This window comes from Streptomyces sp. NPDC090119 (assembly GCF_044747085.1).
GTDB lineage: Bacteria > Actinomycetota > Actinomycetes > Streptomycetales > Streptomycetaceae > Streptomyces.
Genome location: NZ_JBIVDK010000008.1, coordinates 1 through 26,606, shown reverse-complemented (window position 1 = coordinate 26,606; position 26,606 = coordinate 1). Strand labels below are relative to the sequence as shown.

The window sequence follows — 26,606 nt, the reverse complement described above, 5'->3', positions numbered from 1 at the left end:
TGAGAGAGGGCCGGTGCCGTCCGTTCAGGCGTGGTGGGGCTATGAGGCGTCGAGGGCTATCTCCCGCTCGGCCGCCTTCTCGGGGGCCGCCGGGAGTTCGTCGAGGAAGGCGATGGTGGGGACGTAGAAGAGGCAGCCGGTGACCGCGGTCGAGTAGTTGAGGATCTGGTCGTGCTGTCCGGGGTGACGGCCGAGGAACATGTTCCGGAGCATCTGCTCGGTGACGTCGGGGGTACGGGCGTAGCCGATGAAGTAGGTGCCGTACTCGTCGTCGCCGATGGTGCCGAACGGCATGTTCTCGCGGACGATCTTCAGCTCGCGGCCGTCCTTGCCCTCGATCGTGTTCAGCATGACGTGGGAGTCGGGGGCCTTCACGTCGTCCGGGAACTCGATGTTGGCGAGCTTGGACCGGCCGATGGCGCGCTCCTGCTCCTCCGTCGTCAGGGCGTGCCAGGCGTCCATGTCGTGCAGGTACTTCTGCACGATGACGTAGCTGCCGCCCTCGAAGTCCGGGTCCTCGTCGCCGACGTACACGGAGTCGGTGGCGCGCTCCCCCTCGGGGTTGGCGCTGCCGTCCACGAAGCCGAGGAGGTCACGGTCGTCGAAGAACTTGAAGCCGTGCACCTCGTCCACGACCGTGGCTGCGCCCTTGAGCCGCTGCGCGAACTGCCGGGCCAGCTCGAACACGATGTCCATGCGGCGGCCGCGGACGTGGAAAAGGAGGTCGCCGGGGGTGCCGGGGGCCTTGTGGCGCTCACCGTCCAGCTCGACGAAGGGGTGCAGGTCCGCGGGGCGCGGCCCGGTGAAGAGGCGGTCCCAGGCCGCGGAGCCTATGCCGACCACGCAGCTCAACTGGGCGTCGGGATCGCGGTATCCGGTGGAGCGGCGCAGCGACTGCACGTCCTCCAGCAAGCCTCGTACGGTGTCCTCGCCGCCCTTGTCGATGGTGACCACGAGGAATACCGCCGCCCTGGCCGGAGGAGCGACGACGGGCTGTGTCTCGGTCATGGAAACCTGCTTTCTGATCAGCTTGCACGCGAGACGAACATAGACGCTCCGGGCGGCTTGTCGTGCGGATTCACGCCGACGGCGCGGCCCGTTCCCAGGGGCCGCGCCGAATTCCGCGCGTTCGTCGCGCCGCACATTGCGTCGGTGCCGCGCAGCGGGGTTTATGGAAGTAAAGCTGAGCCTTTGCGACTCACACTTTTACGACTCACGATGTCCGAGCCGCTCCGGGGCGTCTGCGGCCCCGGCCGCGTCTGGCGCGGTCGTCGGCCAGGACGGCGCGGCTGAGTCGGCCCAGCAGGTCGTAGGCGCGGTGCTCGGCGTCGGCGATGGCGGCAGGGTCGACGCCGGTCGGCCGCAGTTCGCCGCTGGCGGCTTCCTTGGCCTCGTACAGTTCGACGGCGGCCGCGGCCAGTTGCACCTGGGCCATCCGGCGCCGGGCGGCCGTGCTGTGCAGGGCGTGGTCGGCCTGGTCGGAGACGACCGTGCACAGGTGCAGCGCCTCCCGCATCCGGACGGCGGCGCGACCGTGCACCAGCAACAGGGCGCAGACCAGGCCGACGCTGATGCCGATGCCGCTGCCGATGACGCGGTCGTGCAGCAGCCGGGAGGCGGAGACGGGCGTGGAGAGTTCGCTGAGCAGCAGGGCGAGCGGGGTGAGGAAGATGACGCCGAGGCCGTAGTTGCGGGCGACGACGTACTCCAGGAAGAACTCGAAGACGATGATCAGGCAGATGATCGCCACCGGGCCGGGGTGCAGGACGAGGACGGCGCTGGTCAGCAGCAGGCCGATGGCGGTGCCGAGGGTGCGCTGCACGGCCCGCTGCATGGTGCTCCACACGTTGATCGAGTGCAGCACGGCGGCGGCGGAGATCGCGGCCCAGTAGCTGTGGCCGACGCCGAGGAAGAGGGCGAGTCCGCCCGCGGCGGCGGTGCCGACGAAGGTGCGTACGGCGGTCGGCAGCAGGGCGGCGGCGCGGCGGCGACGTCGGCCGCGCGGCCTGCGCGGCGGGCCGTCGCCGGGTGCGGCCGGGGCGAGGGGCGTCGGTGGGCGGGGCTCGGGCGGAGCGAGCACGGGGGCGGGACGGCCGGGGGCGGTGTCGGCCGGGTGGGAGTGGCCGGAGCCGTCGAGGAGTTCCTCGGGGAGCGGCAGCAAGGTGTGCCAGCGGCGGTCGGAGAGCATCCGCGCCTGTTCGCGCAGGTGCCGGGCGACGACCTCGCCCTCGGCGTCGCGCCAGGCGTCGGTGGTCAGCAGGGCCCAGACGTAGTCGGCGGAGTAGCCGGTGGCGGCGGGGCGGCCGGAGGGGCGCCGGGTGAGGCCGAGGACGCCGTCGCTGTCGTCGGGGTCGTTCAGGGCGTGGTAGGCGCGCAGGGCGGCCACGATGGCCTGGTGGCGGGCCTTGGAGGTCTCGATCGGCCCGGCGGCCTCCAGGGCGCGGGCGAAGCACTCCAGGGCGTCCGCGAGCGCGAGCCGCTGGAGCCGCTGCGGCTGGAGGGAGTTGGGCAGGCACACCAGCCAGGCGATGGCCGCGCCGAGCGCGGTGAGCGCGGTGTGCGGCAGTACGTCGGTGAGGGCGGGGGTGCCTTCGGCGGTGATGGCGAAGGCGACCAGGATCAGTACGGCGCCCAGGCCGCGCAGCCCGGCGTAGTCACAGCCGAACTTGGCGAGTCCGGCGACCGCGGCCATGCCCACCACGGCGGCGAGGCCCTGGTTCCAGGGGCCGGAGGGGCCCACCCAGACGGCGAGCAGCGAGCCGAGTCCGACGGCGGCCGTCATCGCCAGGGCGACCAGCGCGAGCACCCGGAGCCGACTGCGGCGACGGAGCGGCAGGCTGCGCTCGAAGGTGATGGTGAAGGCGCCGAGAGCCGGGAAGACGGCGAGGTTCGGATGGCCGAGCAGCACCAGCGGCAGGGTGGGCAGCGCCATGGTGAGCGCGGCCCGCAGCGCGAAAGGGAGCGCTCCGCTGACCTTGGCCATGGCGAATGAGCCACGTGGCGAGAGAACACGGGCCAGTCCAGCGATGAGCTGAGAGGTGTTGCCGCGGTTCATAGATCACTAACTCTAGCAAATCGGGGAGGGCCGAGCGCCCTCGCGCATTACACTCGGTCAATTGCCGAACAATCCCTAAGGGAAGTCCGGCATTGTGTGAATTCGCATACGGTCTTCATGCGGCGAAGGTGCTCGCGCGCCGTCTCCCCCCGGCCCGGCGGCCGTCCGCGCGGTCCGCCGGTGGCGGTCCGGCCGCTGCGCCGATTGGCTTTTCGGTCAGCTGTCGGGTACACCCATGACGTGCTGTTTCGCCAACTCGAATACCTCGTCGCTCTCTCGAGGGAGCACCATTTCGCCCGCGCCGCCCAGGCGTGCTCCGTCTCCCAGCCCGCGCTCTCCGAGGCGATCCGGAAGCTGGAGGACGAGCTTGACGTGCCGTTGGTCCGCCGTGGCCGCAAGTACGAGGGGCTCACCCCGGAGGGCGAGCGCATCGTCGTGTGGGCGCAGCGGATTCTCGCGGACCGTGACGCGCTGCGGGACGAGGTCGGTGCCCTGCGCTGCGGGCTCAGCGGCCGGATGCGGATCGGCTCGGTGCCGACCGCGTCCGCGGCCGTCTCGCTGCTGACCGGTCCGTTCTGCACGGAGCATCCGCTGGTCACCGTGGAAGTGATAGCGGACCTCCAGTCGGAGGACATTCTCCGCCAGCTCCAGCATTTCGAGATCGACGCCGGAATCACGTATCTCCCTGAGGAACTTTCGGGGCATTTCCACGCCATTCCGCTGTACGAGGAACGTTATGTACTGCTGATCACGGCGGCCGACGGTCTGGCGCATCAGTCGACGGCGACCTGGGCGGAGGCCGCCCGGCTCCCGCTGTGTCTGCTGAACGAGTCGATGCAGGGGCGGCGGGTGCTGGACGACGTGTTCGCCAAGGCCGGGGCGAAGCCGACGCCACGGGTGGAGACCGACTCCGTCGCCGCGCTGTTCGCGCACGTCAGGACCGGCCGGTGGGCGAGCGTCGTCCCGCATGCCTGGCTGCACGTGTTCGGGGTGCCGCACGGCATGCGGGCCGTGCCGCTGGTGGAGCCGGACTGGACGGTGCCGGTGGGCCTGGTGACGACGTCCCAGCAGCCGGGGTCGGTGATGGCCCGCGCGCTGGCCGAGGTGGCCAGGGACACGGACGTGGCGGGCGCCCTGGAGCGCCTGCCCGGCGGCCCCGCGCTGCCGCTCGCGTAGCACCGGCTGTGGCCGCGCCCGGTGAGGCGCGGCCACCGGGGCGGGTGCCGTCAGGCGACGGGCTGGGGTTCCAGGCGTTCGGCGCCGGTGTAGACGTTCATCGAGTCGCCGCGCAGGAAGCCGACCAGGGTCAGGCCGCTCTCGGCGGCGAGGTCGGCGGCGAGCGAGGACGGGGCGGAGACCGCGGCGAGCATCGGGATGCCCGCCATGACCGCCTTCTGCACCAGCTCGAACGAGGCGCGGCCGCTGACCATCAGGACGCAGCCGCGCAGCGGGAGCAGCCCGGAGCGCAGGGCGTGTCCGACGACCTTGTCGACGGCGTTGTGACGGCCCACGTCCTCGCGCAGGCACAGCAGTTCGCCGTCCGAGGAGAAGAGCCCGGCCGCGTGCAGGCCGCCGGTGCTGTCGAACACCTTCTGCGCGGCGCGCAGCTTCTCGGGCAGCGTCGCCAGCATCTCCGGGCTCATCCGCAGCTCGTCCTCGGCGACGGACCAGGCGGCGACCGTGCGGACCGCGTCCAGGCTGGCCTTGCCGCACAGGCCGCAGGAGGACGTGGTGTAGAAGTTGCGCTCCAGGGAGGCGTCGGGGGCCTCGACTCCGGGGCCGAGGACGACGTCGACCACGTTGTAGGTGTTGGAGCCGTCGTCCGTGGCGCCCAGGCAGTAGCGGATGCCCGCGACGTCGGTCTCGGCGTGCGCGACGCCCTCGCTGACCAGGAATCCGGCGGCGAGGTCGAAGTCGTCTCCGGGGGTGCGCATGGTCACCGTCAGGGGGCGGCCGCCGACCCGGATCTCCATCGGCTCCTCGGCGGCCAGCGTGTCCGGGCGGTGCGAGGACGCGCCGTCGCGGATGCGGAGCACTCGACGCCGCACGGTCACTCGTCCCATGGTCTTGTTCCTCTCCTCGGGCTCCGGCCGGGGCGGTGTGGTCGCCGGGAGCCGGTGTGTGCCTGGTTGGGTGGGGTCGGCGGGCCGGACCGTGCCGGTGCCGCCGGGGTCTGGGTGGGTCGGGTCGGCGGCGGGTCTGCGGTTCGCGCAGCCGCCGCTCCCGCGGGTCAGGGAAGGTGCCGGCGGCTGTGCCACGCCGTGATCATGAGGCACAGTAGGCCGATGGCGGCCAGACCCGCCAGCAGGGCGGGGTAGGGGGCGGCTCCTGCGGTGACGGCAAGCAGCAGTGGTGTGAGAAATCCACTGTAGGTGACACCGTGGTAGACGGAGACGGTGGAAGGACAGGCGCGTGGCCTGGTCAGCCGTTCGATCTCGCGCAGTCCCGAGGCCAGGGTGAGCCCGTATCCGGCGCCCAGGAGGACGGCGGCGAGCAGGACCAGGCCCATGGAGCCGTCGTGGACGGCGAGCGCGCTGAGCAGCAGGCCGCAGATGACCGTCGCCATGGCGGTGAGCGTGGCGCGGGCGCTGTGGGCGTGGTCGAGGTGTGCGGCCAGCGGCTGGACGGCGAGGCCCGTGAGCAGGGTCAGGGCGGTGACCAGTCCGCTGAACAGCGGCGCGTAGCCGGAGGTCCGTTCGGCCACCAGCGGGGGCAGCACGACGTAGGCGACGGTGGAGGCGGCGAAGACGGCCGGGCCCGCCGGGAGCACCACGCGGACGAAGCGGGGGTGGGTCACGGTGGGCGGCCACGGACCGGCCGGGTCGTCGCGTGCCGGGGGTGGCGCGGTCTCCGGTGTGCGGCGCAGCGCGACGAGGACGCTGAGGGCGAGCAGACCGTGCAGGAGGCAGGGCAGCACCAGGGGGTGCGGAAGCCACTGGGCGAGGACACCCGCGGTGAGGGCGCCCGCGGCGAAGCCGGAGCCGGTGGCCCAGGTGACGCGCCGGGCGGCCTTGGCGGGGCCGTCGGCGGCGGAGAGTTCGCGCAGCCAGGCGCTGCCCACCGAGAGGAGGAGTCCGGCCGCGACGCCGGTGGCGAACCGGCTGGCGTAGACGGCGGGGCGGACGAAGGCGGCCGCGGCCAGCAGCGTGCTGGCGGCGGCGGACAGGAGCAGCGCGGGCCGCACCACGCGGCGCCGCCCGTGGCGGCCCGCGACCGTGGCGCCGGTGAGGAGCGCGGGCAGGAAGCCGGCCAGGTAGGTCGTGAACATCAGGGCGACCTGGAGGGAGGGCCAGTGCTCGCGGGTGCGGTAGACCGAGGAGAGCGGGGTGAACTGGTTCGCGCCCCATCCTGCGGCGAACACCGCGCCGGCGGCCGGGAGCCAGCCGTGCGCGGTGCGGGAAGCGGACATGCCGTGAAGTGCCTTTCTGTACGCGTGGGTCACGCGAATGGGCATCGTGCGGACGAGGTCTGCTGGGGGCGCCGGTCCGTCGCCCGGGGACCGGCGGGGTGACGGCGTGCCGGTCGCGGGCGGGGGCGGAAGGGGCCGCCGGGCCGGGCCGGGGGTCTGCCGGTGCCGGGGCGGCGCGGTCGTACGCCGGGGCCCGCGGGGGTGGTGCGGGTTCCGGTGGCAGCCGTGGACGGCCCGGTCCCGCCGGGGCAGCGGGTACCGGGCCGTCCACGGCTCACCTCCCCTCCCGGACCGTCGGGAGGGGAGTTCATGGGCCGGATCAGCCGACGAGGCCGGGGGCCGGGACGCGGGACGGCTCCAGCCGGATCAGCACGCCCTTGGAGGTGGGGCAGTTGCTGATGTCGGCGACGCTGTCCAGCGGGACCAGCACGTTGGTCTCCGGGTAGTACGCGGCGGCGGAGCCGGGGCTCGTCGGGTAGGCGACGACCTTGAAGGACTCGGCGCGGCGCTCCTTGTCGGTCCACACGCTGACCAGGTCGACCATGTCGCCGTCCCGGAAGCCGAACTGCTCCAGGTCGGCCGGGTTGACCATGACGACGCGGCGGGCGTTGTGGATGCCCCGGTAGCGGTCGTTGGGCGCGTACCAGATGGTGTTCCACTGGTCGTGCGAGCGGAACGTCTGGAGCAGCAGGTGACCGGCGGGCACGTGCGGCATCTCGAACTTGCTGGCCCAGAACTCGGCCTTGCCGCTGGGGGTCGGGAACGTGTCGCTGTTCACCGGGCTCGGCAGGTTGAAGCCTCCGGGCCGGCGGACGCGCTCGTTGTAGTTCTCGAAGCCGGGCACGACGCGGGAGACCCGGTCACGGATCTTGTCGTTGTCGGCCTCGAAGCTCTTCCACGGGATGCCGTACTTGTCGCCGAGGGTGGCGACCGCCAGGCGGCTGATGATGGCCACCTCGCTGAGCAGGTGCTTGGAGGCCGGGGGCAGCTTGCCGTGCGAGCGGTGGACGTCGCTCATCGAGTCCTCGACGGTGATCCACTGCTCGACACCGTTCTGCATGTCCCGGTCGCTGCGGCCCAGGGTGGGCAGGATCAGCGCGGTGTCGCCGCAGACGGTGTGGGAGCGGTTGAGCTTGGTCGAGATGTGCGCGGTCAGGCTGCAGTTGCGCATGGCCTGCTCGGTGTACTCGCTGTCCGGGGTGGCCCGGACGAAGTTGCCCGCCACGCCGAGGAAGAACTTGGCCTTGCCCTCGTGCATGGCCCGGATGCCCTGTACGGCGTCGTAGCCGTGGTGGCGGGGCGGCTCGAAGCCGAACTCGCGGCCCAGCGCGTCCAGGAACGCGTCGGACATCTGCTCCCAGACGCCCATGGTGCGGTCGCCCTGCACGTTGGAGTGGCCGCGGACGGGGCAGACACCGGCGCCGGGCTTGCCGAGATTGCCGCGCAGCATCAGGAAGTTGACGATCTCGCGGATGGTGGCGACACCGTGCTTCTGCTGGGTCACGCCCATCGCCCAGCAGACGATGGCGCTCTTGCTCTTCATGACCCGCTCGTGGATCTCCTTGATCTCGTCCATGGTCATGCCCGTGGCGAGGAGGATGTCGTCCCAGGAGATCTTGCGGACGCTCTCGGTGAACTCGAGGAAGCCGCGGGAGTTCTTCTGGATCCAGGCGTGGTCGAGCACGGTGCCGGGGGCGGCGTCCTCGGCGTCCAGCAGCAGCTTGTTCAGGCCCTGGAAGAGGGCCATGTCGCCACCGGCGCGGATGTGCGCGAACTGGTCGGCGATCTGGGTGCCGTTGCCGAGGACACCGCGCGCCTTCTGCGGGTGCTTGAACCGCATCAGGCCGGCCTCGGGGAGGGTGTTGACCGCGACGACCTCACCGCCGTTGCGCTTGGTCTCCTCCAGCGCGGCGAGCATGCGCGGGTGGTTGGTGCCGGGGTTCTGGCCGACCAGGAAGATCAGGTCGGAGTGGTGGATGTCGTCCAGCGAGACGCTGCCCTTGCCGATGCCGAGCGCGGCGCCCAGGCCCCAGCCGGTGGACTCGTGGCACATGTTGGAGCAGTCGGGGAGGTTGTTGGTGCCGAAGGCGCGGGAGAACAGTTGGAGGAGGAAGGCGGCCTCGTTGTTCAGTCGGCCCGAGACGTAGAACATCGCCTCGTCGGGGGAGGTGAGCTGCTTCAGCTCCCGGGCGAGGACCTCGAAGGCCTTCTCCCAGCTGATGGGCTCGTAGTGGGTGGCGCCGGGCCACTTCACCATGGGCTCGGTGAGCCGGCCCTGCTGGTTGAGCCAGTAGTCGGACTTCGAGTCCAGCTCGGCGATCGAGTACTGCTGGAAGAAGTCACGGGTGACGCGGCGCGAGGTGGCCTCGTCGTTGATGTGCTTGGCGCCGTTCTCGCAGTACTCGTTGAAGTGCCGCTTCTTGTCCTCGGGCCAGGCACAGCCGGGACAGTCGATGCCGTCGATCTGATTGATGTTCAGCAGCGTGAGCATGGTGCGCCGCGGGGACGTCTGGCTGAGGGAGTACTCCAGCGCGTGCGTCACGGCCGGGACACCCGTCGCCCACGTCTTGGGAGGCGTGACCGTCAGTTCGTCGATCGGGTCCTCGATGCTGCTGCTCATGGTGTGTCTGCCTCTTTCGTGAATACGAATCCCGCCGAACGGCATTTTCTTTGATTCCGCGAGGGAAAGTCAAAGAGGTCGTATCGATCACGCGATAGGTATCGCTTATCTTCCGGTTCCGTTCGCCATCGGAAGCATGACACATTTCCCAACAGGGGCGTGACCAGGCATGATGTGGACGGGGCAGGGTGCCGGGAGGCGAGGATAACTACCGCCTATTACCCGATCGACCGCCCCTCTTTGACTTGGTCGGGAAATTCCCCGACGCTGGCCGACGAACAGCAAGCAATAATTCACATTCAGGAGCGACCTGCCGTGTACCTGGCATTGGCCCCGGACACCATCGCGCGATGGCAGTTCGGGATGACCACCGTCTACCACTACCTGTTCGTGCCCCTCACCATCAGCCTGGTGGCGATCACGGCGGGACTGGAGACGGCGTACGTCCGCACGGGGAAGACGAAGTACTTCCACGCCACCAAGTTCTGGGGCAAGCTCTTCCTGATCAACATCGCCATGGGTGTCGTCACCGGGCTGGTGCAGGAGTTCCAGTTCGGCATGAACTGGTCCGCCTACTCCCGCTTCGTGGGCGACGTCTTCGGCGCACCGCTCGCCCTGGAGGCCCTGCTGGCCTTCTTCTTCGAGTCCACCTTCATCGGGCTCTGGATCTTCGGCTGGGACAAGCTGCCCAAGAAGATCCACTGCGCGTGCATCTGGATGGTCTCGATCGGCACCATCCTGTCGACGTACTTCATCCTCGCCGCCAACTCCTTCATGCAGAACCCGGTCGGCTTCAGCCTGGACAAGGCGGCGGGCAAGGCGCATCTGACGAACATCGGCGCGGTGCTCTTCCAGAAGCTCAACCTGGTGGTGGTCGCCCACACCCTGACCGCCGCGTTCCTGACCGGCGCGGCCTTCGTCATCGGCATCTCCGCCATCCACCTCTGGCGCGCCGCCCGCCTCCAGCGCCGCGGCAGGCCCACCGACCTCAAGAAGGTCGCGGCGATGCGGACTTCGCTGCGGCTCGGCCTGGTGCTGGCCGTGGTCTTCGGCCTGGGCACCGCGATCAGCGGTGACAAGCTCGGCGAGGTGATGTTCGAGCAGCAGCCGATGAAGATGGCCGCCGCCGAGGCTCTGTGGGACAAGGAGGCACCCGCCCCCTTCTCCGCCCTCGCCGTCCCGGACGTCGCCCATCAGCGCAACAGCGTCGACATCCAGGTCCCCGGCCTGCTCTCGTTCCTCGCCCACAAGGACTTCCACTCGGCGGTCCCCGGCATCAACGACACCGCCAAGGCCGAAGCGGCCAAGTACGGCGGCTCACCGGCCGAGTACATCCCGAACGTCCCCATGACGTACTGGGGTTTCCGGGCGATGATCCTGTTCGGCATGACCTCCTTCTCCCTCGGCGCGGCCGGACTCTGGCTGACGCGGCGGAAGTTCTGGGTCGCCCCCGAGCACCGCACCGGCTCCTTCGACGTGCCGAAGCTGATGCTCACCAGGAACCGCGAACTCGGTGCGATGGCGAGCGGTCTGGCCTGGCGGGCGGGCATCCTCACCATGGCCTTCCCGGTGATCGCCAACTCCTTCGGCTGGATCTTCACCGCGATGGGCCGTCAGCCCTGGGCCGTCACCGGCCTGCTGCGCACCGTCGACGCGGTCTCCCCGAACGTCTCGCTCACCGAGCAGCTCATCACCCTGATCGGCTTCAGCCTGCTGTACATCGCGCTCGCCGTGGTCGAGCTGAAGCTGCTGGTGAAGTACGCGGGCGGCGGGCCGGTCACCTCCGAGCGGCCACCGCTGCGGGACATCAAGCTCGGCGGCGCCTCGACGCTCGAAGGCGCCCCCGCGGACGCCGACAAGCCGCTCGCCTTCGCCTACTGATCAGTTAGAGAGAGTCCGGAACCGTGCATCTCCATGACCTCTGGTTCTTCGTCATAGCCCTGCTGTGGGTCGGGTACTTTTTCCTCGAGGGCTTCGACTTCGGCGTGGGCATCCTGACCCGCGTGCTCGCCCGCGGCGAGACCGAGCGCCGTGTCCTGCTCAACACCATCGGCCCCGTCTGGGACGGCAACGAGGTCTGGCTGGTCACCGCGGCCGGTGCGACCTTCGCCGCCTTCCCGGACTGGTACGCGACGATGTTCAGCGGCTTCTACCTGCCGATGTTCGTCATCCTGGTCTGCCTGATCCTGCGCGGCGTGGCCTTCGAGTACCGGCACAAGCGCGACGGTGAGCGCTGGAAGCGCAACTGGGAGGCGATCGTCTTCGTCACCTCGCTGGTGCTGGCCTTCCTGTGGGGCGTGCTGTTCGCCGCCATGGTCCACGGGCTGCCGATCGGCGCCGACCACGAGTACCACGGCGGCCTCGCCGAACTGGTCCAGCCGTACGCGCTGCTGGGCGGTGTGACCACGACCGTGCTGTTCACCTTCCACGGCGCGGTGTTCGCCTCGCTGAAGACGGTGGGCAGCATCCGGCACCGGGCGCGGCATCTGGCGCAGAACGCCGGTGTGCTGACCGTCCTGCTGCTGCTCGCCTTCCTGACCTGGACCCAGGTCGACACCGGCAACGTGCGCAGCCTGATCGCGGAGGCGGTCGCCGTCCTCGCGGTGCTGGTGTCGCTGGGCTTCAACTTCGGTGCCCGCGAGGGGCGGGCGTTCATCGCCTCGGGGCTGAGTGTGGTGGCGTCCACCGCGATGCTCTTCCTCGCGCTGTTCCCCGAGGTGATGCCGTCCAGCCTGAACGCGGCGTGGAGCCTGACCGCGACCAACGCGGCGGCGGGCTCGTACACGCTGGGGATCATCACCTGGGTCGCCGGGTTCGCCACCCCGCTGGTGCTGCTCTACCAGGGCTGGACCTACTGGGTGTTCCGCAAGCGGATCGGCGTCCAGCACATCCCCGTCAGCGCGCACGCCCACGCACCGGTCCACCGCGTCGCGTCGTGAACACCCGACGCGCCATGACGTGCCGCGCCCTGCGCCGCCTCTCCCGTGCCCGCGCCGAGCGCGCGGGCCGGGGGGAGGCGGCCGACGGCGTGGCGATGTCCGGGGGCCGGGGCGCCGACCGAGATGATCATCGGAGTGTGTCCCGGTCGCGTCGGCGTCGCGGACGCGTCGCGCCCCGGCCGCGTCCGGTCGGGCCGGGCGGCGTCCCCGGCGCCGGGTGGCCGGTGCGCACCACACGCCCACCCGGAGCACGCCACCGCCGCCCGATGCGGGAAGACCGCACACCGTACGACCGCCGCCCGGCAGCACAGGAAGAAGGCAGGCCCGTGTCCCGACCGCTCACCGACCAGCACAGCGACTCCGCCGTCACCGGTACGCGTCGGCGCCCCGCCCCGGAGCCGCTGGTGGACCGCTTCGGCCGCGTCCACACCGACCTCCGCCTGTCCCTGACCGACCGCTGCAACCTGCGCTGCACGTACTGCATGCCCGCCGAGGGGCTGGCCTGGCTGCCCAAGGACGAGCTGCTCAGCGACGACGAGATCGTCCGCCTGGTCGGCATCGCCACCGGGCGGCTCGGTATCACCGAGGTCCGGCTGACCGGCGGCGAGCCGCTGGTGCGCCGGGGTCTGCCCGGTCTGATCGCCCGTATCTCCGCGCTGGACACGCCGCCCGAGCTGTCCATCACGACCAACGGCATCGGGCTGGCCCGGACCGCGGTCGCGCTGCGCGAGGCGGGGCTCGGGCGGGTCAACGTCAGCCTGGACACCCTGCGTCCGGAGCGGTTCGCGTCCATCACCCGGCGCGACCGGCTCACCGACGTGCTGGAGGGGCTGCGCGCGGCCCGCGCCGCCGGTCTCGACCCGGTCAAGGTCAACGCGGTACCGGTGCGGGGGGTCAACGACGACGAGATCGCGGACCTGACCGCGTTCGCCGTGGAGAACGGCTACCGGATGCGGTTCATCGAGTCGATGCCGCTGGACGCCCAGGGCGCCTGGGAGCGGGAGAAGATGGTCACCGCCGCCGAGATCCTGGACCGGATCGGCGAGCGCTTCACCCTCACCCCCGTACCCCGCGAGGACAACGCGCCGGCCGAGGAGTGGCGGATCGACGGCACCGACTCGTTCGTCGGGGTCATCGCGAGCGTCACCCGGCCGTTCTGCGGCAACTGCGACCGGGTGCGGCTCACCGCCGACGGGCAGCTGCGCAACTGTCTGTTCGCCACCAAGGAGTCCGACCTGCGCGCCCTGCTCCGGGCGGGCGCCGACGACGACGCGCTGGAGGCCGCCTGGCGCTCCTGCATCGCCGTCAAGGGCCCGGGCCACGCCATCAACAGCGAAGACTTCCGCCGTCCCGACCGGCCCATGTCGGCCATCGGCGGCTGAGACCCGTAACCCACGAGTGAGGACCGACGAAGTGAACAAGATGCACGAATGGATCGCGGCGGCCAAGTCCGAGCTGGGCATCGACCTCGATGTCGACGTCGCCGGGCTGCTGGACATGACCAAGGTGGTCGCGCACGAGGTGGCCCGCCCGGCCGCCCCGCTCACCTCCTTCCTGGTCGGCTACGCGGCCGCGCTGCAGGGCGGCGGCGCCGACGCGGTGTCCGAGGCGAACCGCAAGGTGACCGAGCTGGCCGAGCAGTGGGCCGCCGAGCGTGAGAACGGCACGGCGGCGCTATGACCGGCCTCCCGGCACACCACCCGTCCTGGGAGCGGGCCCGGTCCCTGGCGCGTGCCACCGCCGGGCTTCCGCTGCCCGGTGTGCCGCGCACCCTTCAGGACGCGCTCGGCCACGCGCTGGCCGAGCCGCTGACGGCGCTCACCGATCTGCCGCCGTTCGCCACCTCCGCCATGGACGGCTGGGCCGTGTCCGGTCCCGGCCCGTGGCGGCTGGGCGAGCGGGGCGTACTCGCCGGTCAGCAGCCGGAACCGCTCGCGGCGGGCGCCGCCGTGCCGATCGCCACCGGCGCGCCGCTGCCGCCGGGTGCGAGCGCCGTACTGCGCCGCGAGCACGGCGAGGTGGAGCGGTCCACGAGCCTGCTCCACCTCGCCGCCCCCGGCGCCGGTCCGCTCCCCGAGGGCCACGACGTGCGCCCGCGCGGGCAGGAGTGCGCGAGCGGCGAGCCGCTGCTCCCGGCCGGGACCGCCGTCACCCCGCCCGTCCTGGGCCTCGCGGCCGCGAGCGGCTACGACCGGCTGGTGGTGCACCGGCGGCCCAGCGTGGAGCTGTTCGTCCTCGGTGACGAGCTGCTGGAGGCGGGGGTGCCGCGCGGCGGCCGGGTCCGGGACGCGCTCGGTCCGCTGCTGCCGTCCTGGCTGCGCGGGCTCGGCGCGGAGGTGATCGGTCACCACCGCGTGGCCGACCGGCTGGCGGAGCTGCGGGAGGCCGTGGCGCACTCCCCCGCCGACGTCGTGATCACCACCGGCAGCACGGCGGCCGGACCCGTGGACTTCCTGCACGAGACGCTGCGGCTGCTGGACGCGCGGCTGATCGTCGACTCCGTCTCGGTACGGCCGGGGCACCCGATGCTGCTGGCCGAGCTGCCCGCCACGCCGGACGGCCGCGCCCGCCGTCTGGTCGGGCTCCCCGGCAACCCGCTGGCCGCCGTGGCCGGTACGGCCACCCTGGCCGCGCCCCTGCTGCGCGCGCTGGGCGGCCACGCCGACCCCGGGCCGCGCACGGCGGTGACCGCCGAGGCGCTCCCCGGCCACCCGCGTGACACCCGGCTGCTGCCGGTGCGCGCGGCGGGCACCGGGGTGGCCCCGCTGCCGTACGACGGTCCGGCGATGCTGCGCGGGCTGGCCCTCGCCGACGCGCTGGCCGTGGTCCCGCCCGGCGGCGCGGCGGCCGGGGACGCGGTGGAGCTGCTGCCGCTGCCCACCGGCTGACCCACTCCGACCACCTCAGACACGACCCACCCGAGAAGGCGAAGGACATGGAGACGAAGACGGCATCCACGGGGACCATCCGCTACTGGGCCGCGGCCAAGGGCGCGGCGGGCACGGCGGAGGAGCCCTACCGCGCGGGGACCCTCGCGCAGGCACTGGAGCAGGCGCGGTCCCGCCACGCGCACGAGCCGCGCTTCGCGCAGGTGCTGAAGGTCTGCTCGTTCCTGGTGGACGGCGACCCGGTCGGCGTCCGCGACCACGCCTCGGTCACGCTGCGGGACGGCGCCACGGTCGAGGTGCTCCCGCCCTTCGCGGGCGGCTGACCGGCCCCGTACCCCGCCCATCTCCCCTCTCACCCGGAAACCGGATCACCTCATGTCGCTCCCCACCCTGCTCCCCTCCCCCATCCGCCTGCTCGGCCTGCGCGACACCGCACTCTCCCTCGACGAGGTGTACGGCGCGGTCGGTGACGACGCGGCGGGCGGCACCGCCCTGTTCGTCGGCACGGTCCGCGACCACGACGGCGGCAGGTCCGTGTCGTCCCTGGAGTACAGCGCGCACCCGTCCGCCGAGGCCGAGCTGCGCCGGGTGGCCGAGGAGATCGCGGCCGAGTTCCCGGTGCGCGCGCTGGCCGCCGTGCACCGTACGGGTCTGCTGGCGATCGGGGACGTCGCGGTGATCACCGCGGTCTCCTGCCCGCACCGCGCGGAGGCGTTCGCCGCGTGCCGCAAGCTGATCGACACCCTCAAGCACGACGTGCCGATCTGGAAGCGGCAGATCTTCACGGACGGCGCCACCGAGTGGGTCGGCGCCTGCTGATCAGCCGGTGACGACGCCCGCGACCAGGTTGATGGTGGTGGCCAGCACGCTGATGCCGAACAGGTACGACAGCAGACAGTGCCGGAGCGCCACCGACCGGATCAGCGGGTGGGAGACACTGGTGTCGGAGACCTGGTAGGTCATGCCGAGGTTGTAGCTGAAGTAGAAGAAGTCCGGATAGGCGGGCTTCAGCTCGGAGTTGAAGTCGATGCCGCCCTTGGCCGGGCCGTAGTACAGGTAGGCGTAGCGGGTCGTGTACATCAGGTGCAGCGCGGCCCAGGCCATCAGGACGCCGAGCAGGGCGACGGCCGCGGCCGCGCCGGTGTCGTCGTCGCTGCGGTGGGCGACCAGCATCAGCACGATGCCGCCGAGCCCGCACAGCGAGACGCCGACGACCACGAGTTCGTCCACGGCGGGCCGGAAGTCCTCACGCCGGGCGTTGGCGTGGGTGGCCTCGGCGTCCATGGGCCACAGCGCGATCCAGCCGGTGACCACGAAGACGGTGCCCACCGCGGCGATGCCGCACAGGGTGGCCAGCGACGCCGGATGACCGGTCAGCCCGATGACGACACCGACGACCGCTCCGACGACGAGCGAACCGGCAAGCCTGGGAACCGCGGACAGCCACATGCTCATACGGCCCCACCTTAGGCCCTGTCGTCACATTCCCGCCTGCGGGGCGACGCCATGCACGCACTCTCGCCGCACCGGACGCGAGCCCACGTACGTCCAGTACGAGGGCCCGCGCCCGGCACGCCGAGAGCACGCACCTGACGCCGCCCCGCCCGCCCTTCGGGCGGACGCCGGGAATGTGACGACAGGGCCTAGCCCGTCCGCCGCTTCCGGCCCGGCAGATGACATCGCCCGCACAAGGCCCCTCCTCTCCCCCCAAGTCGATCAGGACTGGGGCCGGGCCAGGTGGTATACACCGAACATGTCCCCTTCGCGCCGTTCCTCCCCCGCCGGCAGCGGCGGCGGGCGTCGGTGGGACACCTCCGGCGTCGGGCAGGTGCTGTTCCCGCGCGGGGTGCTGGCCCTGCAGCGAGTGGACGGCGCGCTGCTGTTCGCGGTGCGCGCGGCGCTGGCCATGGCGCTGGCGGGCCTGCCGGTGGTGCTGGCCGGACGGCCCGATCTCGCGGTGTACGGGATGCTCGGGGCGTTCACCACGACGTTCGGCCGGAATCTGCCCTACCGCCGCCGGGCGAAGGCGCTGGCGTGGGTCGCGCTGGCCATGACGGCGTGTGTGGGCCTCGGTTCGGCGCTGGCGTCGGTGGCGCGCCCCTGGTCCAGCGTGGCCGGAGCGGCGGTGGTGGTCGCGGCGACGGCGCTGGTGGCGGGCGTGTGCAAGTACGTCTGCGACGCGACCGGGCTCGGCGGGCTGGGCGCGATCCTGCTGCTGTTCTCCTTCGCGGTGGCCGCCAACGCCACCACCACGCCGGGCCAGGTGCTGCCGCGCACCGGCATGGCGGTGGCGGGCTCGCTGCTGGCGTGGGTGCTGGCGGTGCTGGGCCGCCTGGTCCATCCCGACCGCCCGCAGCGGCTGGCGGTGGCCGCCGCCCTGCGCCAGCTCGCCGAGCTGCTGGACACGGCGATGGGCGGGGTGGGCCGCTCCCGGCACCGGGCGACGGGGGCGGTGCTCCAGGCGTACGACTCGCTCGGGCTGGCGCCGCCGACCACCGCCAAGCGGCCCGGTGAGGACAACACCTGTGTGCGGCTGACGGACCTGTCCTGGTCGCTGCTGATCGACTCCACACGCGGCACTCCCGAGGACCCGCCGGAGCTGGCCCGGCTGCTGCGCACCCAGGCGGCCATGCTGGCCGACCGGCAGCAGCGGTATCCGCAGGTGCTGGCCGACCTCGCCGCGTACTCCTCGCTGCCCCGCGAGCCGGGCCGCCGCTTCTCGCCGCGCGCGCCGGTGCCGGACGATCCGGGGGCGCGGCGGGCCTGGGTGCTGGTGCGAGGTCGGCCGGGCGGGCGCAAGCCGGTGTCGGTGCTGCTGGTGCCCGCGCTGCGGATGGTGCTGGGCACGCTGGTGGCGGGCGGTGCGGCGCTGGCACTGGGCCTCGGGCACGGATACTGGGCGGCGATCTCGGCGGCGGCGGTGCTGCACTCGGTCAACGTCCGCACCACGGTCCAGCGGGCCGTCCAGCGCACCCTGGGCACGGCCCTCGGTCTGATGATCGCCCTCGGGGTGCTGGCGGGTCACCCGGGTCCGGTGCTGCTGGCGCTGGTGGTCGTGGCGCTGGAGTTCCTGATGGAGTACATGGTCGTACGCAACTACGGCCTGGGCGTGGTCTTCCTGACCCCGCTGGCGCTGCTGCTGAGCGATCTGGCCGACCCGGAGTCCCCGGAGGAGCTGATCGTGGACCGGGGGCTCGGGTCGTTGCTCGGCATCACGATCGGGCTGGTGTGCGCGCTGCTGGTGGTGCACGACCGGGCGGCGGTGCGGGTGGAGCGGGCGCTCGCGCAGTGCACCGAGGCGACCGAACGGGCCGAGCGCGCGCTGGTGTTCCGTTCCCGGCCACCGCATCCGGTGATCCCGGTCCATCTCGCCGTGGCCGTGGTGGAGTTGCGTGAGGCGGACGACGCGGCGGCGGGCGAACTGCTCTCGGCGGGCATCGATCCGGCGGCGCTCGCGGCGGCGGAACAACGCGCCTACCTGCTGCTCGCGCGGCTTCTCCACCACTGAGCACGGCCGGAGTTGGATGTGTGATGGACGGCGACTTCCGTAACTCCTCTGTGATTAGCTGGGGTTCCCGTGAGGGAAGACAGAGGAGGCTGATGCGCATATGTCAGTGCCACCTATGGGTGCGTTCGGTTCTTTCGGATCGTCAGACCCGTTTTCCGACCTGTTGAATCGTTTCTTCGGGATGTCCGCGGCGTCCTCGCCACCGGCGGTACAGCGCGTTCCGGTCGGCCGGCTGCTGACCGACTCCGCGCGTGAGCTGATCGCGCGTGCCTCGCAGCGCGCCGCCGAGGACGGCAGCGAGGACCTGGACACCGAGCATCTGCTGTGGGCGGCCACCCAGGTCGAGCCGTCCCGCACCCTGCTCGCCCGCTCCGGTACCGACCCGGACGACCTGGCCAAGGAGTTGGAGGCGGCCTTGCCCGCGGGCAGCGGCACCCCGTCGGCCGAGCCGGGGCTGACCCCGGCCGCCAAGCGCGTACTGATCGGGGCGCACGCCGTCTCCCAGGCGACCGGTGCCTCGTACATCGGCCCGGAGCACATCCTGCAGGCGCTGCTCGACCCGGGCAACGACCAGGCCGCCTCGGTGGCCCGCAATCTGGGCGTGGACACCGGCAAGGTGGCCCGCGACGCCGGTTCCGCCGCGAAGGCCGAGGCCCGGCAGGAGCCGAGCAGCACACCCACGCTGGACGAGTACGGGCGCGATCTCACCGCCGACGCCCGCTCCGGGAAGCTCGACCCGGTGGTGGGGCGCGGTGAGGAGATCGAGCAGACCATCGAGATCCTGTCCCGCCGGTCCAAGAACAACCCGGTGCTGATAGGTGAGCCCGGTGTGGGCAAGACCGCCATCGTGGAGGGCCTCGCCCAGCGGATCGTCTCCGGTGACGTGCCGCGCACGCTGGAGGGCCGCCGGGTCGTCGAGCTGGACCTGGCCGGTCTGGTGGCCGGGGCGAAGTACCGCGGCGAGTTCGAGGAGCGGCTGAAGAAGGTCATCGACGAGGTGACGTCCGCGTCCCAGGACGTGATCCTCTTCATCGACGAGCTGCACACGGTCGTCGGCGCCGGTTCCGGCGGCGAGGGCTCGATGGACGCCGGGAACATCCTCAAGCCCGCGCTGGCCCGCGGCGAGCTGCATGTCGTCGGCGCCACCACGCTGGACGAGTACCGCAAGTACGTGGAGAAGGACTCCGCGCTGGAGCGCCGCTTCCAGCCGGTGAAGGTGCCCGAGCCCAGCGTCGAGGAGACCGTCCAGATCCTGGAGGGGCTGCGGGACGCCTACGAGGCGCACCACCAGGTCCGGTTCAGCGACGCGGCGCTGGTCGCGGCGGCCGAGCTGTCGGACCGGTACATCGCGGACCGGTTCCTGCCCGACAAGGCGATCGACCTGCTGGACCAGGCCGGTGCGCGGGTGCGGCTGCGCTCGCGCGGCAAGTCCAAGGAGGTGCAGGACCGCGAGGACTCCCTCGCCCGGCTGAACCGGGAGAAGGACGAGGCGGTCGCCACCGAGGAGTTCGACCGCGCCAAGGAGCTCAAGCACCACATCGCCGAGATCGAGACCGAGCTCGCGCAGATCGAGGAGCGCCGTGAGGGCGTGGTCGCGGTCACCGAGAACGACATCGCGGAGATCGTGTCCCGCCGCACCGGCATCCCGGTGGCGCAGCTGACCGAGAGCGAGAAGGAGCGCCTGCTCAAGCTGGAGGACGCGCTGCACGACCGCGTGGTCGGCCAGGACGAGGCGGTCCTCGCCATCGCCCAGGCGGTGCGCCGCAACCGGGCGGGCATGGGCGACCCGGACCGTCCGGTGGGTTCCTTCCTGTTCCTCGGTCCGACGGGCGTCGGCAAGACGGAGCTGGCGAAGGCGCTCGCGGAGCTGCTCTTCGGTGACCAGGACCGGCTGATCCGGTTCGACATGAGCGAGTTCCAGGAGAAGCACACGGTCTCCCGCCTGGTCGGCTCCCCGCCCGGCTACGTCGGCTACGACGAGGCGGGCCAGCTCACCGAGAAGGTGCGCCGCCAGCCGTACAGCGTGGTGCTGTTCGACGAGGTGGAGAAGGCGCACCCGGATGTCTTCCACACCCTGCTCCAGGTGCTGGACGACGGCCGCCTCACCGACTCGCAGGGCCGTACCGTCGACTTCCGCAACACGGTGGTCATCCTGACGAGCAACATCGGCTCGCAACTGATCCTCGCCCACCAGGGCAAGGTGGACGAGATCCGGGGCGAGCTGGAGTCGGTGCTCCAGGGGCACTTCCCGCCGGAGTTCCTGAACCGGATCGACGAGACGATCGTCTTCCACGCGCTCAGCGAGCAGAACCTCGGGCACATCATCGACCTGCTGCTGGCGCGCAGCGCCAAGCGGGTGCGGGCGCAGGGCATCGGTCTGGAGGTCACCGAGGCGGCGAAGAAGCTGCTGGTGGCGCACGGCTACAAGCCGGAGTTCGGCGCGCGTCCGCTGCGCCGCACGATCCAGACCGAGCTGGACAACCGGATCGCGGAGCTGGTGCTGTCCGGCGGGGTCGAGAAGGGCGACACGATCGTCGCCGACGTGCGGGACGACTCACTGCACCTGAGTGTGCGTCACCCGGAGCCGGACGAGTCCGGCGAGAAGGAGCAGGCGTCCGCCGAGTGACACCGCACGGCGGCCGGTGAAGGGGCGGTACGGGGATCTCTCCGTACCGCCCCTGTCGTAGCCGGGCACGTCGGGCGGACGGCTCACCTTCGTGGTGCGGGCCGTCGACGGCTCGGGCGCGCCGGTCGCGGAGGGCGGGATCGACCGGGCGGTGGTCGACCGGGAGAAGTTCCTCGGCGGCTGATCAGACGGGACGGTGGCCCTGGAGGTAGGCCCGCACGGCCGACGGCAGCGCGTCCCGGTCGGCGTCCGCGAAGGGGACCCAGCGGATCTGCTCGGCCGGGAGCGAGGCCCCGCCGGAGGGCGAGTCGGTGAGCAGCTGGCACACCACGGCCGGGACGGCGTCCGGGGACTCTCCGTCCGGCGGGCCGAGCGGTTCGGTGCCGTCGACGAGGTAGCCGGTGAGTTCGTACACGACGCGCTCGGCCGTCGCGCCCGGTGTCTCGGCCGGTTCGGCGGTGCCGGAGGGCAGGGTCCAGGAGGCGTCGTCCCCCTGGCTCACCAGCAGCAGCCGCCCGTCGTACACCGCGACCGCCAGCACCCGGCCACCGGCCTCCCGCTCGGAAGTCATGTGCCCTGTCCCCTCCCTGCGTGCCCGTCACACACGCGTCGACCGCCCGGCCCGACGGCCGGACGGTCGTTCCCTACCCAGCGGCCGGGCCGCGCATCCGGTGCGGTCAGGACGACTTGATCGCGGCGAGGAACTTCTGCGGATCGGTGTCCACTTCACCCTCGACCGTGGTGACGGGGATGTTGTCCTTGTCGTACCAGACGGCCGGGGTGCCGGGCAGGCCGAAGGTCTCGAAGGTGGCGATGGACTCCCCGGCCCAGGTCAGATAGGTCTCGTCGGAGACCTTGTGGTCGAAGTCGGTGGAGCGCAGGCCGTCCACGTCACCGGCGACCGACAGCAGCACCGAGCCCTGGGAGAACTTGTCCTCCGCGGGCGGGAAGGGCTGGTGGTCGAAGAGGGCGCCGAGGTACTCGATGAACTGCTTCTGCCCCTCGTCACTGGCGGCGGCGAGGGCGCTGAGCGCCTTCTGGTCGCCGTTGCCGCCCACGGTGTCGTCCATCGTCCCGGCGAAGTGGAACTTCACCGCGTACTTTCCGTCGTCGGCGCCCTGCTGGATGGTGTCCAGGAGCGTCTTGGCCATACGGGCGGAGGCACGGTCGCGCATCTCCAGGAAGACCTGGAGCACGTGCGGCGCGGACAGGTCGCCGTAGTACAGCGTGGTGCCCTCGTTGCCGGTCGTGTTTGCGGGAGTCATGTGTCGAGCTTGGCACAGATGGGCGTGGCGCACGAACGGTGCGCACGGCAGGTGGGCGGGGGTGCGGTCGGCACGACACGACGTGGCTCGCGGCGCAGTCTGGAGGGGTGAACACATCCCACCACAGGGCCCCCGACCGAGGACGTGACCTGGACCGGGCCGTGCTCGACGCGCTGTTCGCCGACTCGCCGCACCCGCTGTACGTGCTCGACGGCACGCTGCGGCTGGTGGGCTTCAACGACGCGGCCGGGGACTTCGGCGCGCTGCCGCTGGGCGGGGCGCTCGGGCAGCCGTTCCACCATTGGGCGGCGGGACTGCACCAGGAGCCGGTGGAGGCCATGCTGCGGGAGGTGCTGGCCACCGGGGAGCCCCGGCGGGACGTGGAGGTGGCGGGCGGGGCCACGCCGGACGCGCCGGACCGGGTGCTGGCGCTGTCCGCGTTCCGGCTGCGGGACGCGGACGGCGGGCGGCCGGGGGTGGCGCTCAGCGTCGTGGACGCCACCGAGCGGCACCGGGCGCAGGTCCGGCTGAGCGTGCTGCGGGAGGCGAGCGCCCGGGTCGGCACCAGCCTCGACACGGTGCGCACGGCGCAGGAGCTGGCGGACGTCAGCGTGCCCGACCTGGCCGACACGGTGGTGATCGACGTGCTGGACGCGGTGCTGCGGGGCGATGTGCCGGACGCGGAGGCGCTCGGCCACGATCTGCTGCTGCGCTGCGCCGGGTACCGGTCGGTGCGCGCGGCCAACGGGCACCGGGCGGTGGAGGTCGGCTGTGTGATGGAACCGGGGCTCACCTCGCAGTTCAAGCAGGTGCTGACCGAGGGGCGCCCGCTGCTCGACACCGGGCACGAGGAGGCACCTGTCGGACACCGCGGGCAGGAGGTCGCCCAGGCGGACGGCGCGCACTCAAAGATGGCGGTGCCGCTGGCCGCGCGGGGCGGGGTGCTGGGGCTCGCGCGTTTCTACCGGGGCCGGGGCACCGCGCCGTTCTCCGAGGACGATCTGCGGCTGGCGACCGAGCTGACCCGGCACACCGCGCTGTGCCTGGACAACGCGCGCCTGTACACGCGGGAGCGCTCGGTGGCCCGTATCCTCCAGCTCAGTCTGCGTCCGGCACATGTGCCGGGGCACAGCGCGGTGGCCACGGCGCACAGCTATCTGCCGAGCAGCACCAGCGGGGACTGGTTCGACATCATCCCGCTGTCCGGGGCGCGGGTGGCCCTGGTCGTCGGGGAGCCGCCCACGCGGGGCATCCGGGCCGCCGTCACGATGGGTGGTCTGCGGGCCGCGATCGGCGCGCTGGCCTCGCTCGACCTGCCGCCCGAGGAGCTGCTGGAGCGGCTGCACGACCTGGTGGGACGGCTGGACGCGGAGGAGTCGCGGCACCCGGACGAGTCCCTGGACAGCCTGCGCGCGGGCACCTCGTGTCTGTACGCGGTGTACGACCCGATGGCGGGCCGGTGCACGGTGGCCAGCGCGGGCCATCCGCCGCCCGCGGTGGCCCGGCCGGACGAGCCGGTGACCTTCGCGCAGGTGCCGGTCGGCCCGGCGCTGGGCCGGGGCGCGCCCCGCTATCGCGCGGGGCACTTCGACGTGCCCGCGGGCACGCTGATGGTGTTGTGCAACCCGGTGCTGCTGCGGGACGCGAGTCCGGACTCCGGGGACCAACTGACCCGGCTGAACAGCGCGTTGCAGCCACGAGACCGGCCGCTGCCGGACATCTGCGACGCGCTGCTGCATGATCTGGCGCCGCACCACCCGGCCGACGACGGGGTGCTGCTGGTCGCCCGCACGCTCACCCTGGGCGCCGACAAGGTGGCGTCCTGGTCGCTGCCGAACGAGCCGCAGGCGGTCTCGCTGGCCCGTGAGCGCACCGACGAGCGGCTCGGGCACTGGCATCTGGGGGACCTGTCGTTCACCGCGACCCTGGTGGTCAGCGAGCTGGTCACGAACGCGGTCCGCTACTCGGAGGGGCCGATCCGGCTGCGCCTGGTCCGGGACGAGGCGCTGATCATCGAGGTCACCGACGACAGCAGTACGGCCCCGCAGCTGCGGCAGGCCGAGGACGACGACGAGCACGGCCGCGGTCTGACCATCACCTCCCAGCTCACCGAGCGCTGGGGCACCCGGCGGGAGCACCGGGGTAAGACCATCTGGGCCGAACTGGCCGTGAACGCTTGAGAGTTGGGTGTGAACGGATGTGACGGGACCGGCCGCCCGGGTGCCTTCCGTGACGGCCGCGCCGTGGTGGACACTGCGCTCCCACCCCCCATCACAGCCGAGGGCCGCCTCCATGCCGACCGCTCCCCGTTCCCTGCGTCTGGCCGCCACCGCCGCCGGGCTGCTGCTCGCCTCCAGCCTGACCATCACGGCCCACGCCGCACCGGTGCCCACACCGGCGCCGGTCGCGCAGTCCGCCAAGCAGGTTGCCGCCGACTGGTCGGCCCCGCTGTCGACGCGGGGCCGGTACATCGTGGACAGCCGGGGGAACCGGTTCCGGCTGAAGGCGGCCAACTGGGACGGCGCACAGGGCTCCTGGACCGGCAGCGGGAGTGTGGACGACCCGGCCAACCACCACGCGGGGCAGAACGCGCACGACATCCCGCTGGGCCTGGACCGGGTGCCGATCGCCCGACTGCTCGCCGACTTCCGCGAGTTGGGCGTGAACACCATCCGGCTGCCCTTCTCCAACGAGCTGGTCCACCGCACGACTCCCGTCCCGGACGCGGCGGTCACCGCCAACCCGCAGCTGCGCGGCAAGACCCCGCTCCAGGTGTACGACGCGGTGGTGGACGCGCTCGGTCAGGCCGGGTTCGCGGTGATCCTGAACAACCACACCAACACGTCCCGCTGGTGCTGCGGCATCGACGGCAACGAGCGCTGGAACAGCGGCCAGTCCACGCAAGCATGGGCGGACGACTGGGTGTTCATGGCCCGGCGTTACGCGAACGTACCCGGCGTGGTCGGGGCCGACCTGTACAACGAGGTCCGCCGGGACATCCTGGACGACCCCAACTGGGGCCTGGGCGACGCGCACGACTGGTACGCGGCGGCCCAGACGGCGGGCGACCGCATCCTCACCGAGGCCAACCCCAGGCTGCTCATCGTGATCGAGGGCATCAACTGGACCGGCCTCCCGGTGGACGGACTCCCGCACGGCCGCCCCCAGTTGGCCCCGGCCCGTACCCTCTCGCACACCCTGGTCGACTCGCACAAGCTGGTCTACTCGGCCCACTTCTACGGCTACACCGGCCCCCGGCACAGCGGTGCCACGGGGATCGGCGAGACGCACGACGCCCGCTACCAGGACCTGTCACGGGGCGAGTTGAACGCGGCGCTCACCGACGAGGCGTTCTTCGTGGAGGAGTCCGGCCGCCACTACACCGCGCCGGTGTGGATCAGCGAGTTCGGCGCCGGTGCCGGGGAGACCAACCCCGCGACCCGCGCCTGGTTCGGCAACATCACCGACTACTTCACCGACCACGACGCCGACTTCGCGTACTGGCCGCTGGTCGGCTTCGACGGACACGACGACTGGGCGCTGCTGCGGTACGACGAGGGCGGCCGCCGCTCCGGTCTCCTCGACTCGGGCGACTGGCGGGCCACCGCCTGGCGGCACCTGATGGACACACCGGGGAAGACCGGGCCCGTACCGACGGCCGCCGTGTGGAAGATGCTCAACACCGACCATGGGGACTCCGTGGAGTCGCTGCGGGTGCGCGGTACCGGGGACTGGGACGCGGGCGCGTACAAGGCGGCCTGCCCGGACGGGCTGCGGCTGGCCGGGCTGAGCAGCACCGGCGGGCGCGGGCTGTGCACGGACGCGGGTGCGGCCGATCTCCGGGCGGCGGACGGGGCGCAGAGCGTCGTCAAGGACGAGCGGTTCGTCTCGGGCGGCGACTGGGCGTCCGGGTACACCAAGCTCCAGTGCCCGTCGGGCGCGTTCCTGATCGGCTACGGCCTGCGGGGCGAGCGGGTGTCGTCGGCGCTGTGCGCACCGGCCCGGACGGCGCTGGCGGGCGGCGGGCGGACCGTGTGGTTCGACCGCTCGGACAACCGGCCCCCGGACGGGGTGGGCGGCGAGTTCGCCCAGGGCGCGTACAAGGGCCAGTGCCAGGTGAACGAGTACGCGGCCGGGATCGCGTTCACCACGCGGCTGGGTGCCCGGCAGGGTCCGGCGGCGCTGCTGTGCCGCACCCTGCCCTAGGGGGTGTCCGGAAAGTCGATGGCTCGTTGGTCCGTTCGTGGTGCGTAGGCATGAACTGACCGATGAGTCGTGGGCGTTGATCGCTCCGTT

General features: G+C 71.9%; 20 protein-coding genes. 12 read left to right on the top strand and 8 right to left on the bottom strand.

Features of this window, described 5'->3' with window-relative positions:
- Positions 1–39 precede the first annotated feature (39 nt).
- Positions 40–1,008, bottom strand: coding sequence for a Dyp-type peroxidase (locus ACIPPM_RS29245; RefSeq protein WP_401453183.1), 969 nt, complete (start codon positions 1,006–1,008; stop codon positions 40–42).
- A gap of 205 nt (positions 1,009–1,213) precedes the next feature.
- Positions 1,214–2,983, bottom strand: a complete 1,770-nt coding sequence (locus tag ACIPPM_RS29240) for an FUSC family protein (protein ID WP_401453181.1) — start codon at positions 2,981–2,983, stop codon at positions 1,214–1,216.
- 312 nt (positions 2,984–3,295) lie between these two features.
- On the opposite strand from ACIPPM_RS29240, the gene ACIPPM_RS29235 reads away from it, so the two are divergent.
- On the top strand, positions 3,296–4,231 hold the full coding sequence (locus ACIPPM_RS29235; RefSeq protein ID WP_401453179.1) for a LysR family transcriptional regulator: 936 nt from the start codon (positions 3,296–3,298) through the stop codon (positions 4,229–4,231).
- A gap of 50 nt (positions 4,232–4,281) precedes the next feature.
- On the opposite strand, the gene fdhD is transcribed toward ACIPPM_RS29235, so the two are convergent.
- From fdhD to ACIPPM_RS29220, 3 genes are all read right to left on the bottom strand, one after another.
- Entirely contained in the window at positions 4,282–5,118 is an 837-nt protein-coding gene (gene fdhD, locus ACIPPM_RS29230; RefSeq protein ID WP_389000087.1) for a formate dehydrogenase accessory sulfurtransferase FdhD, read from the bottom strand.
- 167 nt (positions 5,119–5,285) lie between these two features.
- Positions 5,286–6,464, bottom strand: a complete 1,179-nt coding sequence (locus ACIPPM_RS29225) for an MFS transporter (RefSeq protein ID WP_401453176.1) — start codon at positions 6,462–6,464, stop codon at positions 5,286–5,288.
- 319 nt (positions 6,465–6,783) lie between these two features.
- Positions 6,784–9,084: an FdhF/YdeP family oxidoreductase gene (locus tag ACIPPM_RS29220; protein WP_401453174.1), complete on the bottom strand. Its 2,301-nt coding sequence runs from the start codon at positions 9,082–9,084 to the stop codon at positions 6,784–6,786.
- Positions 9,085–9,399: 315 nt separating this feature from the next.
- On the opposite strand from ACIPPM_RS29220, the gene ACIPPM_RS29215 reads away from it, so the two are divergent.
- The 7 genes from ACIPPM_RS29215 to ACIPPM_RS29185 all read left to right on the top strand — a co-directional run bounded on the left by ACIPPM_RS29215 (position 9,400) and on the right by ACIPPM_RS29185 (position 15,730).
- On the top strand, positions 9,400–10,965 hold the full coding sequence (locus ACIPPM_RS29215; RefSeq protein WP_401453172.1) for a cytochrome ubiquinol oxidase subunit I: 1,566 nt from the start codon (positions 9,400–9,402) through the stop codon (positions 10,963–10,965).
- 23 nt (positions 10,966–10,988) lie between these two features.
- The gene (gene cydB / locus ACIPPM_RS29210; protein ID WP_401453170.1) at positions 10,989–12,023 is read left to right on the top strand and encodes a cytochrome d ubiquinol oxidase subunit II; all 1,035 of its coding nucleotides are present in this window, start codon (positions 10,989–10,991) and stop codon (positions 12,021–12,023) included.
- Between the two features lie 326 nt (positions 12,024–12,349).
- A complete protein-coding gene (moaA, locus tag ACIPPM_RS29205) occupies positions 12,350–13,405 on the top strand; it encodes a GTP 3',8-cyclase MoaA (protein WP_401453168.1) in 1,056 nt (351 codons plus the stop codon).
- A gap of 40 nt (positions 13,406–13,445) precedes the next feature.
- Complete coding sequence (locus ACIPPM_RS29200) at positions 13,446–13,703, top strand: DUF6457 domain-containing protein (protein ID WP_401453459.1); 258 nt, start codon at positions 13,446–13,448, stop codon at positions 13,701–13,703.
- On the top strand, positions 13,700–14,911 hold the full coding sequence (locus ACIPPM_RS29195) for a molybdopterin molybdotransferase MoeA (protein ID WP_401453166.1): 1,212 nt from the start codon (positions 13,700–13,702) through the stop codon (positions 14,909–14,911). The genes ACIPPM_RS29200 and ACIPPM_RS29195 overlap by 4 nt, the downstream gene beginning before the upstream one ends.
- A gap of 47 nt (positions 14,912–14,958) precedes the next feature.
- On the top strand, positions 14,959–15,234 hold the full coding sequence (locus ACIPPM_RS29190; RefSeq protein ID WP_401453164.1) for a MoaD/ThiS family protein: 276 nt from the start codon (positions 14,959–14,961) through the stop codon (positions 15,232–15,234).
- A gap of 52 nt (positions 15,235–15,286) precedes the next feature.
- Positions 15,287–15,730 carry a molybdenum cofactor biosynthesis protein MoaE gene (locus ACIPPM_RS29185; RefSeq protein ID WP_401453162.1) on the top strand — a complete coding sequence of 148 codons (444 nt, stop codon included), beginning with the start codon at positions 15,287–15,289 and terminating at the stop codon, positions 15,728–15,730.
- Here the strand turns inward: ACIPPM_RS29185 and ACIPPM_RS29180 are convergent, their stop codons facing one another.
- Positions 15,731–16,366 (bottom strand): DUF1345 domain-containing protein, encoded by a 636-nt coding sequence (locus ACIPPM_RS29180; protein WP_401453160.1) that lies wholly within the window; start codon positions 16,364–16,366, stop codon positions 15,731–15,733.
- A 298-nt stretch (positions 16,367–16,664) separates the two neighbouring features.
- On the opposite strand from ACIPPM_RS29180, the gene ACIPPM_RS29175 reads away from it, so the two are divergent.
- A complete protein-coding gene (locus ACIPPM_RS29175; protein ID WP_401453158.1) occupies positions 16,665–18,419 on the top strand; it encodes an FUSC family protein in 1,755 nt (584 codons plus the stop codon).
- A 100-nt stretch (positions 18,420–18,519) separates the two neighbouring features.
- Positions 18,520–21,045: an ATP-dependent Clp protease ATP-binding subunit gene (locus ACIPPM_RS29170; protein WP_401453156.1), complete on the top strand. Its 2,526-nt coding sequence runs from the start codon at positions 18,520–18,522 to the stop codon at positions 21,043–21,045.
- Between the two features lie 184 nt (positions 21,046–21,229).
- Here the strand turns inward: ACIPPM_RS29170 and ACIPPM_RS29165 are convergent, their stop codons facing one another.
- A complete protein-coding gene (locus ACIPPM_RS29165; RefSeq protein ID WP_401453154.1) occupies positions 21,230–21,616 on the bottom strand; it encodes an NUDIX hydrolase in 387 nt (128 codons plus the stop codon).
- A 106-nt stretch (positions 21,617–21,722) separates the two neighbouring features.
- Positions 21,723–22,310: a thioredoxin domain-containing protein gene (locus ACIPPM_RS29160; RefSeq protein ID WP_401453152.1), complete on the bottom strand. Its 588-nt coding sequence runs from the start codon at positions 22,308–22,310 to the stop codon at positions 21,723–21,725.
- 107 nt (positions 22,311–22,417) lie between these two features.
- Between ACIPPM_RS29160 and ACIPPM_RS29155 the strand changes: the two genes are divergently transcribed.
- Together ACIPPM_RS29155 and ACIPPM_RS29150 are read left to right on the top strand one after the other, a co-directional pair.
- Complete coding sequence (locus ACIPPM_RS29155; RefSeq protein WP_401453150.1) at positions 22,418–24,490, top strand: SpoIIE family protein phosphatase; 2,073 nt, start codon at positions 22,418–22,420, stop codon at positions 24,488–24,490.
- Positions 24,491–24,602: 112 nt separating this feature from the next.
- Positions 24,603–26,516 (top strand): glycoside hydrolase family 5 protein, encoded by a 1,914-nt coding sequence (locus tag ACIPPM_RS29150; RefSeq protein ID WP_401453148.1) that lies wholly within the window; start codon positions 24,603–24,605, stop codon positions 26,514–26,516.
- Positions 26,517–26,606 lie beyond the last annotated feature (90 nt).

What these genes read in the sequence shown, in the direction of transcription:
- ACIPPM_RS29180 (WP_401453160.1), bottom strand. Translation starts at nt 16,366, where the DNA reads ATGAGCATGTGGCTGTCCGCGGTTCCCAGGCTTGCCGGTTCGCTCGTC.
- ACIPPM_RS29170 (WP_401453156.1), top strand. Translation starts at nt 18,520, where the DNA reads ATGTCAGTGCCACCTATGGGTGCGTTCGGTTCTTTCGGATCGTCAGAC.
- ACIPPM_RS29245 (WP_401453183.1), bottom strand. Translation starts at nt 1,008, where the DNA reads ATGACCGAGACACAGCCCGTCGTCGCTCCTCCGGCCAGGGCGGCGGTA.
- ACIPPM_RS29225 (WP_401453176.1), bottom strand. Translation starts at nt 6,464, where the DNA reads ATGTCCGCTTCCCGCACCGCGCACGGCTGGCTCCCGGCCGCCGGCGCG.
- ACIPPM_RS29160 (WP_401453152.1), bottom strand. Translation starts at nt 22,310, where the DNA reads ATGACTCCCGCAAACACGACCGGCAACGAGGGCACCACGCTGTACTAC.
- ACIPPM_RS29150 (WP_401453148.1), top strand. Translation starts at nt 24,603, where the DNA reads ATGCCGACCGCTCCCCGTTCCCTGCGTCTGGCCGCCACCGCCGCCGGG.
- ACIPPM_RS29175 (WP_401453158.1), top strand. Translation starts at nt 16,665, where the DNA reads ATGTCCCCTTCGCGCCGTTCCTCCCCCGCCGGCAGCGGCGGCGGGCGT.
- ACIPPM_RS29165 (WP_401453154.1), bottom strand. Translation starts at nt 21,616, where the DNA reads ATGACTTCCGAGCGGGAGGCCGGTGGCCGGGTGCTGGCGGTCGCGGTG.
- fdhD (WP_389000087.1), bottom strand. Translation starts at nt 5,118, where the DNA reads ATGGGACGAGTGACCGTGCGGCGTCGAGTGCTCCGCATCCGCGACGGC.
- ACIPPM_RS29185 (WP_401453162.1), top strand. Translation starts at nt 15,287, where the DNA reads ATGTCGCTCCCCACCCTGCTCCCCTCCCCCATCCGCCTGCTCGGCCTG.
- ACIPPM_RS29200 (WP_401453459.1), top strand. Translation starts at nt 13,446, where the DNA reads ATGCACGAATGGATCGCGGCGGCCAAGTCCGAGCTGGGCATCGACCTC.
- ACIPPM_RS29190 (WP_401453164.1), top strand. Translation starts at nt 14,959, where the DNA reads ATGGAGACGAAGACGGCATCCACGGGGACCATCCGCTACTGGGCCGCG.
- ACIPPM_RS29195 (WP_401453166.1), top strand. Translation starts at nt 13,700, where the DNA reads ATGACCGGCCTCCCGGCACACCACCCGTCCTGGGAGCGGGCCCGGTCC.
- ACIPPM_RS29240 (WP_401453181.1), bottom strand. Translation starts at nt 2,983, where the DNA reads ATGGCCAAGGTCAGCGGAGCGCTCCCTTTCGCGCTGCGGGCCGCGCTC.
- ACIPPM_RS29220 (WP_401453174.1), bottom strand. Translation starts at nt 9,084, where the DNA reads ATGAGCAGCAGCATCGAGGACCCGATCGACGAACTGACGGTCACGCCT.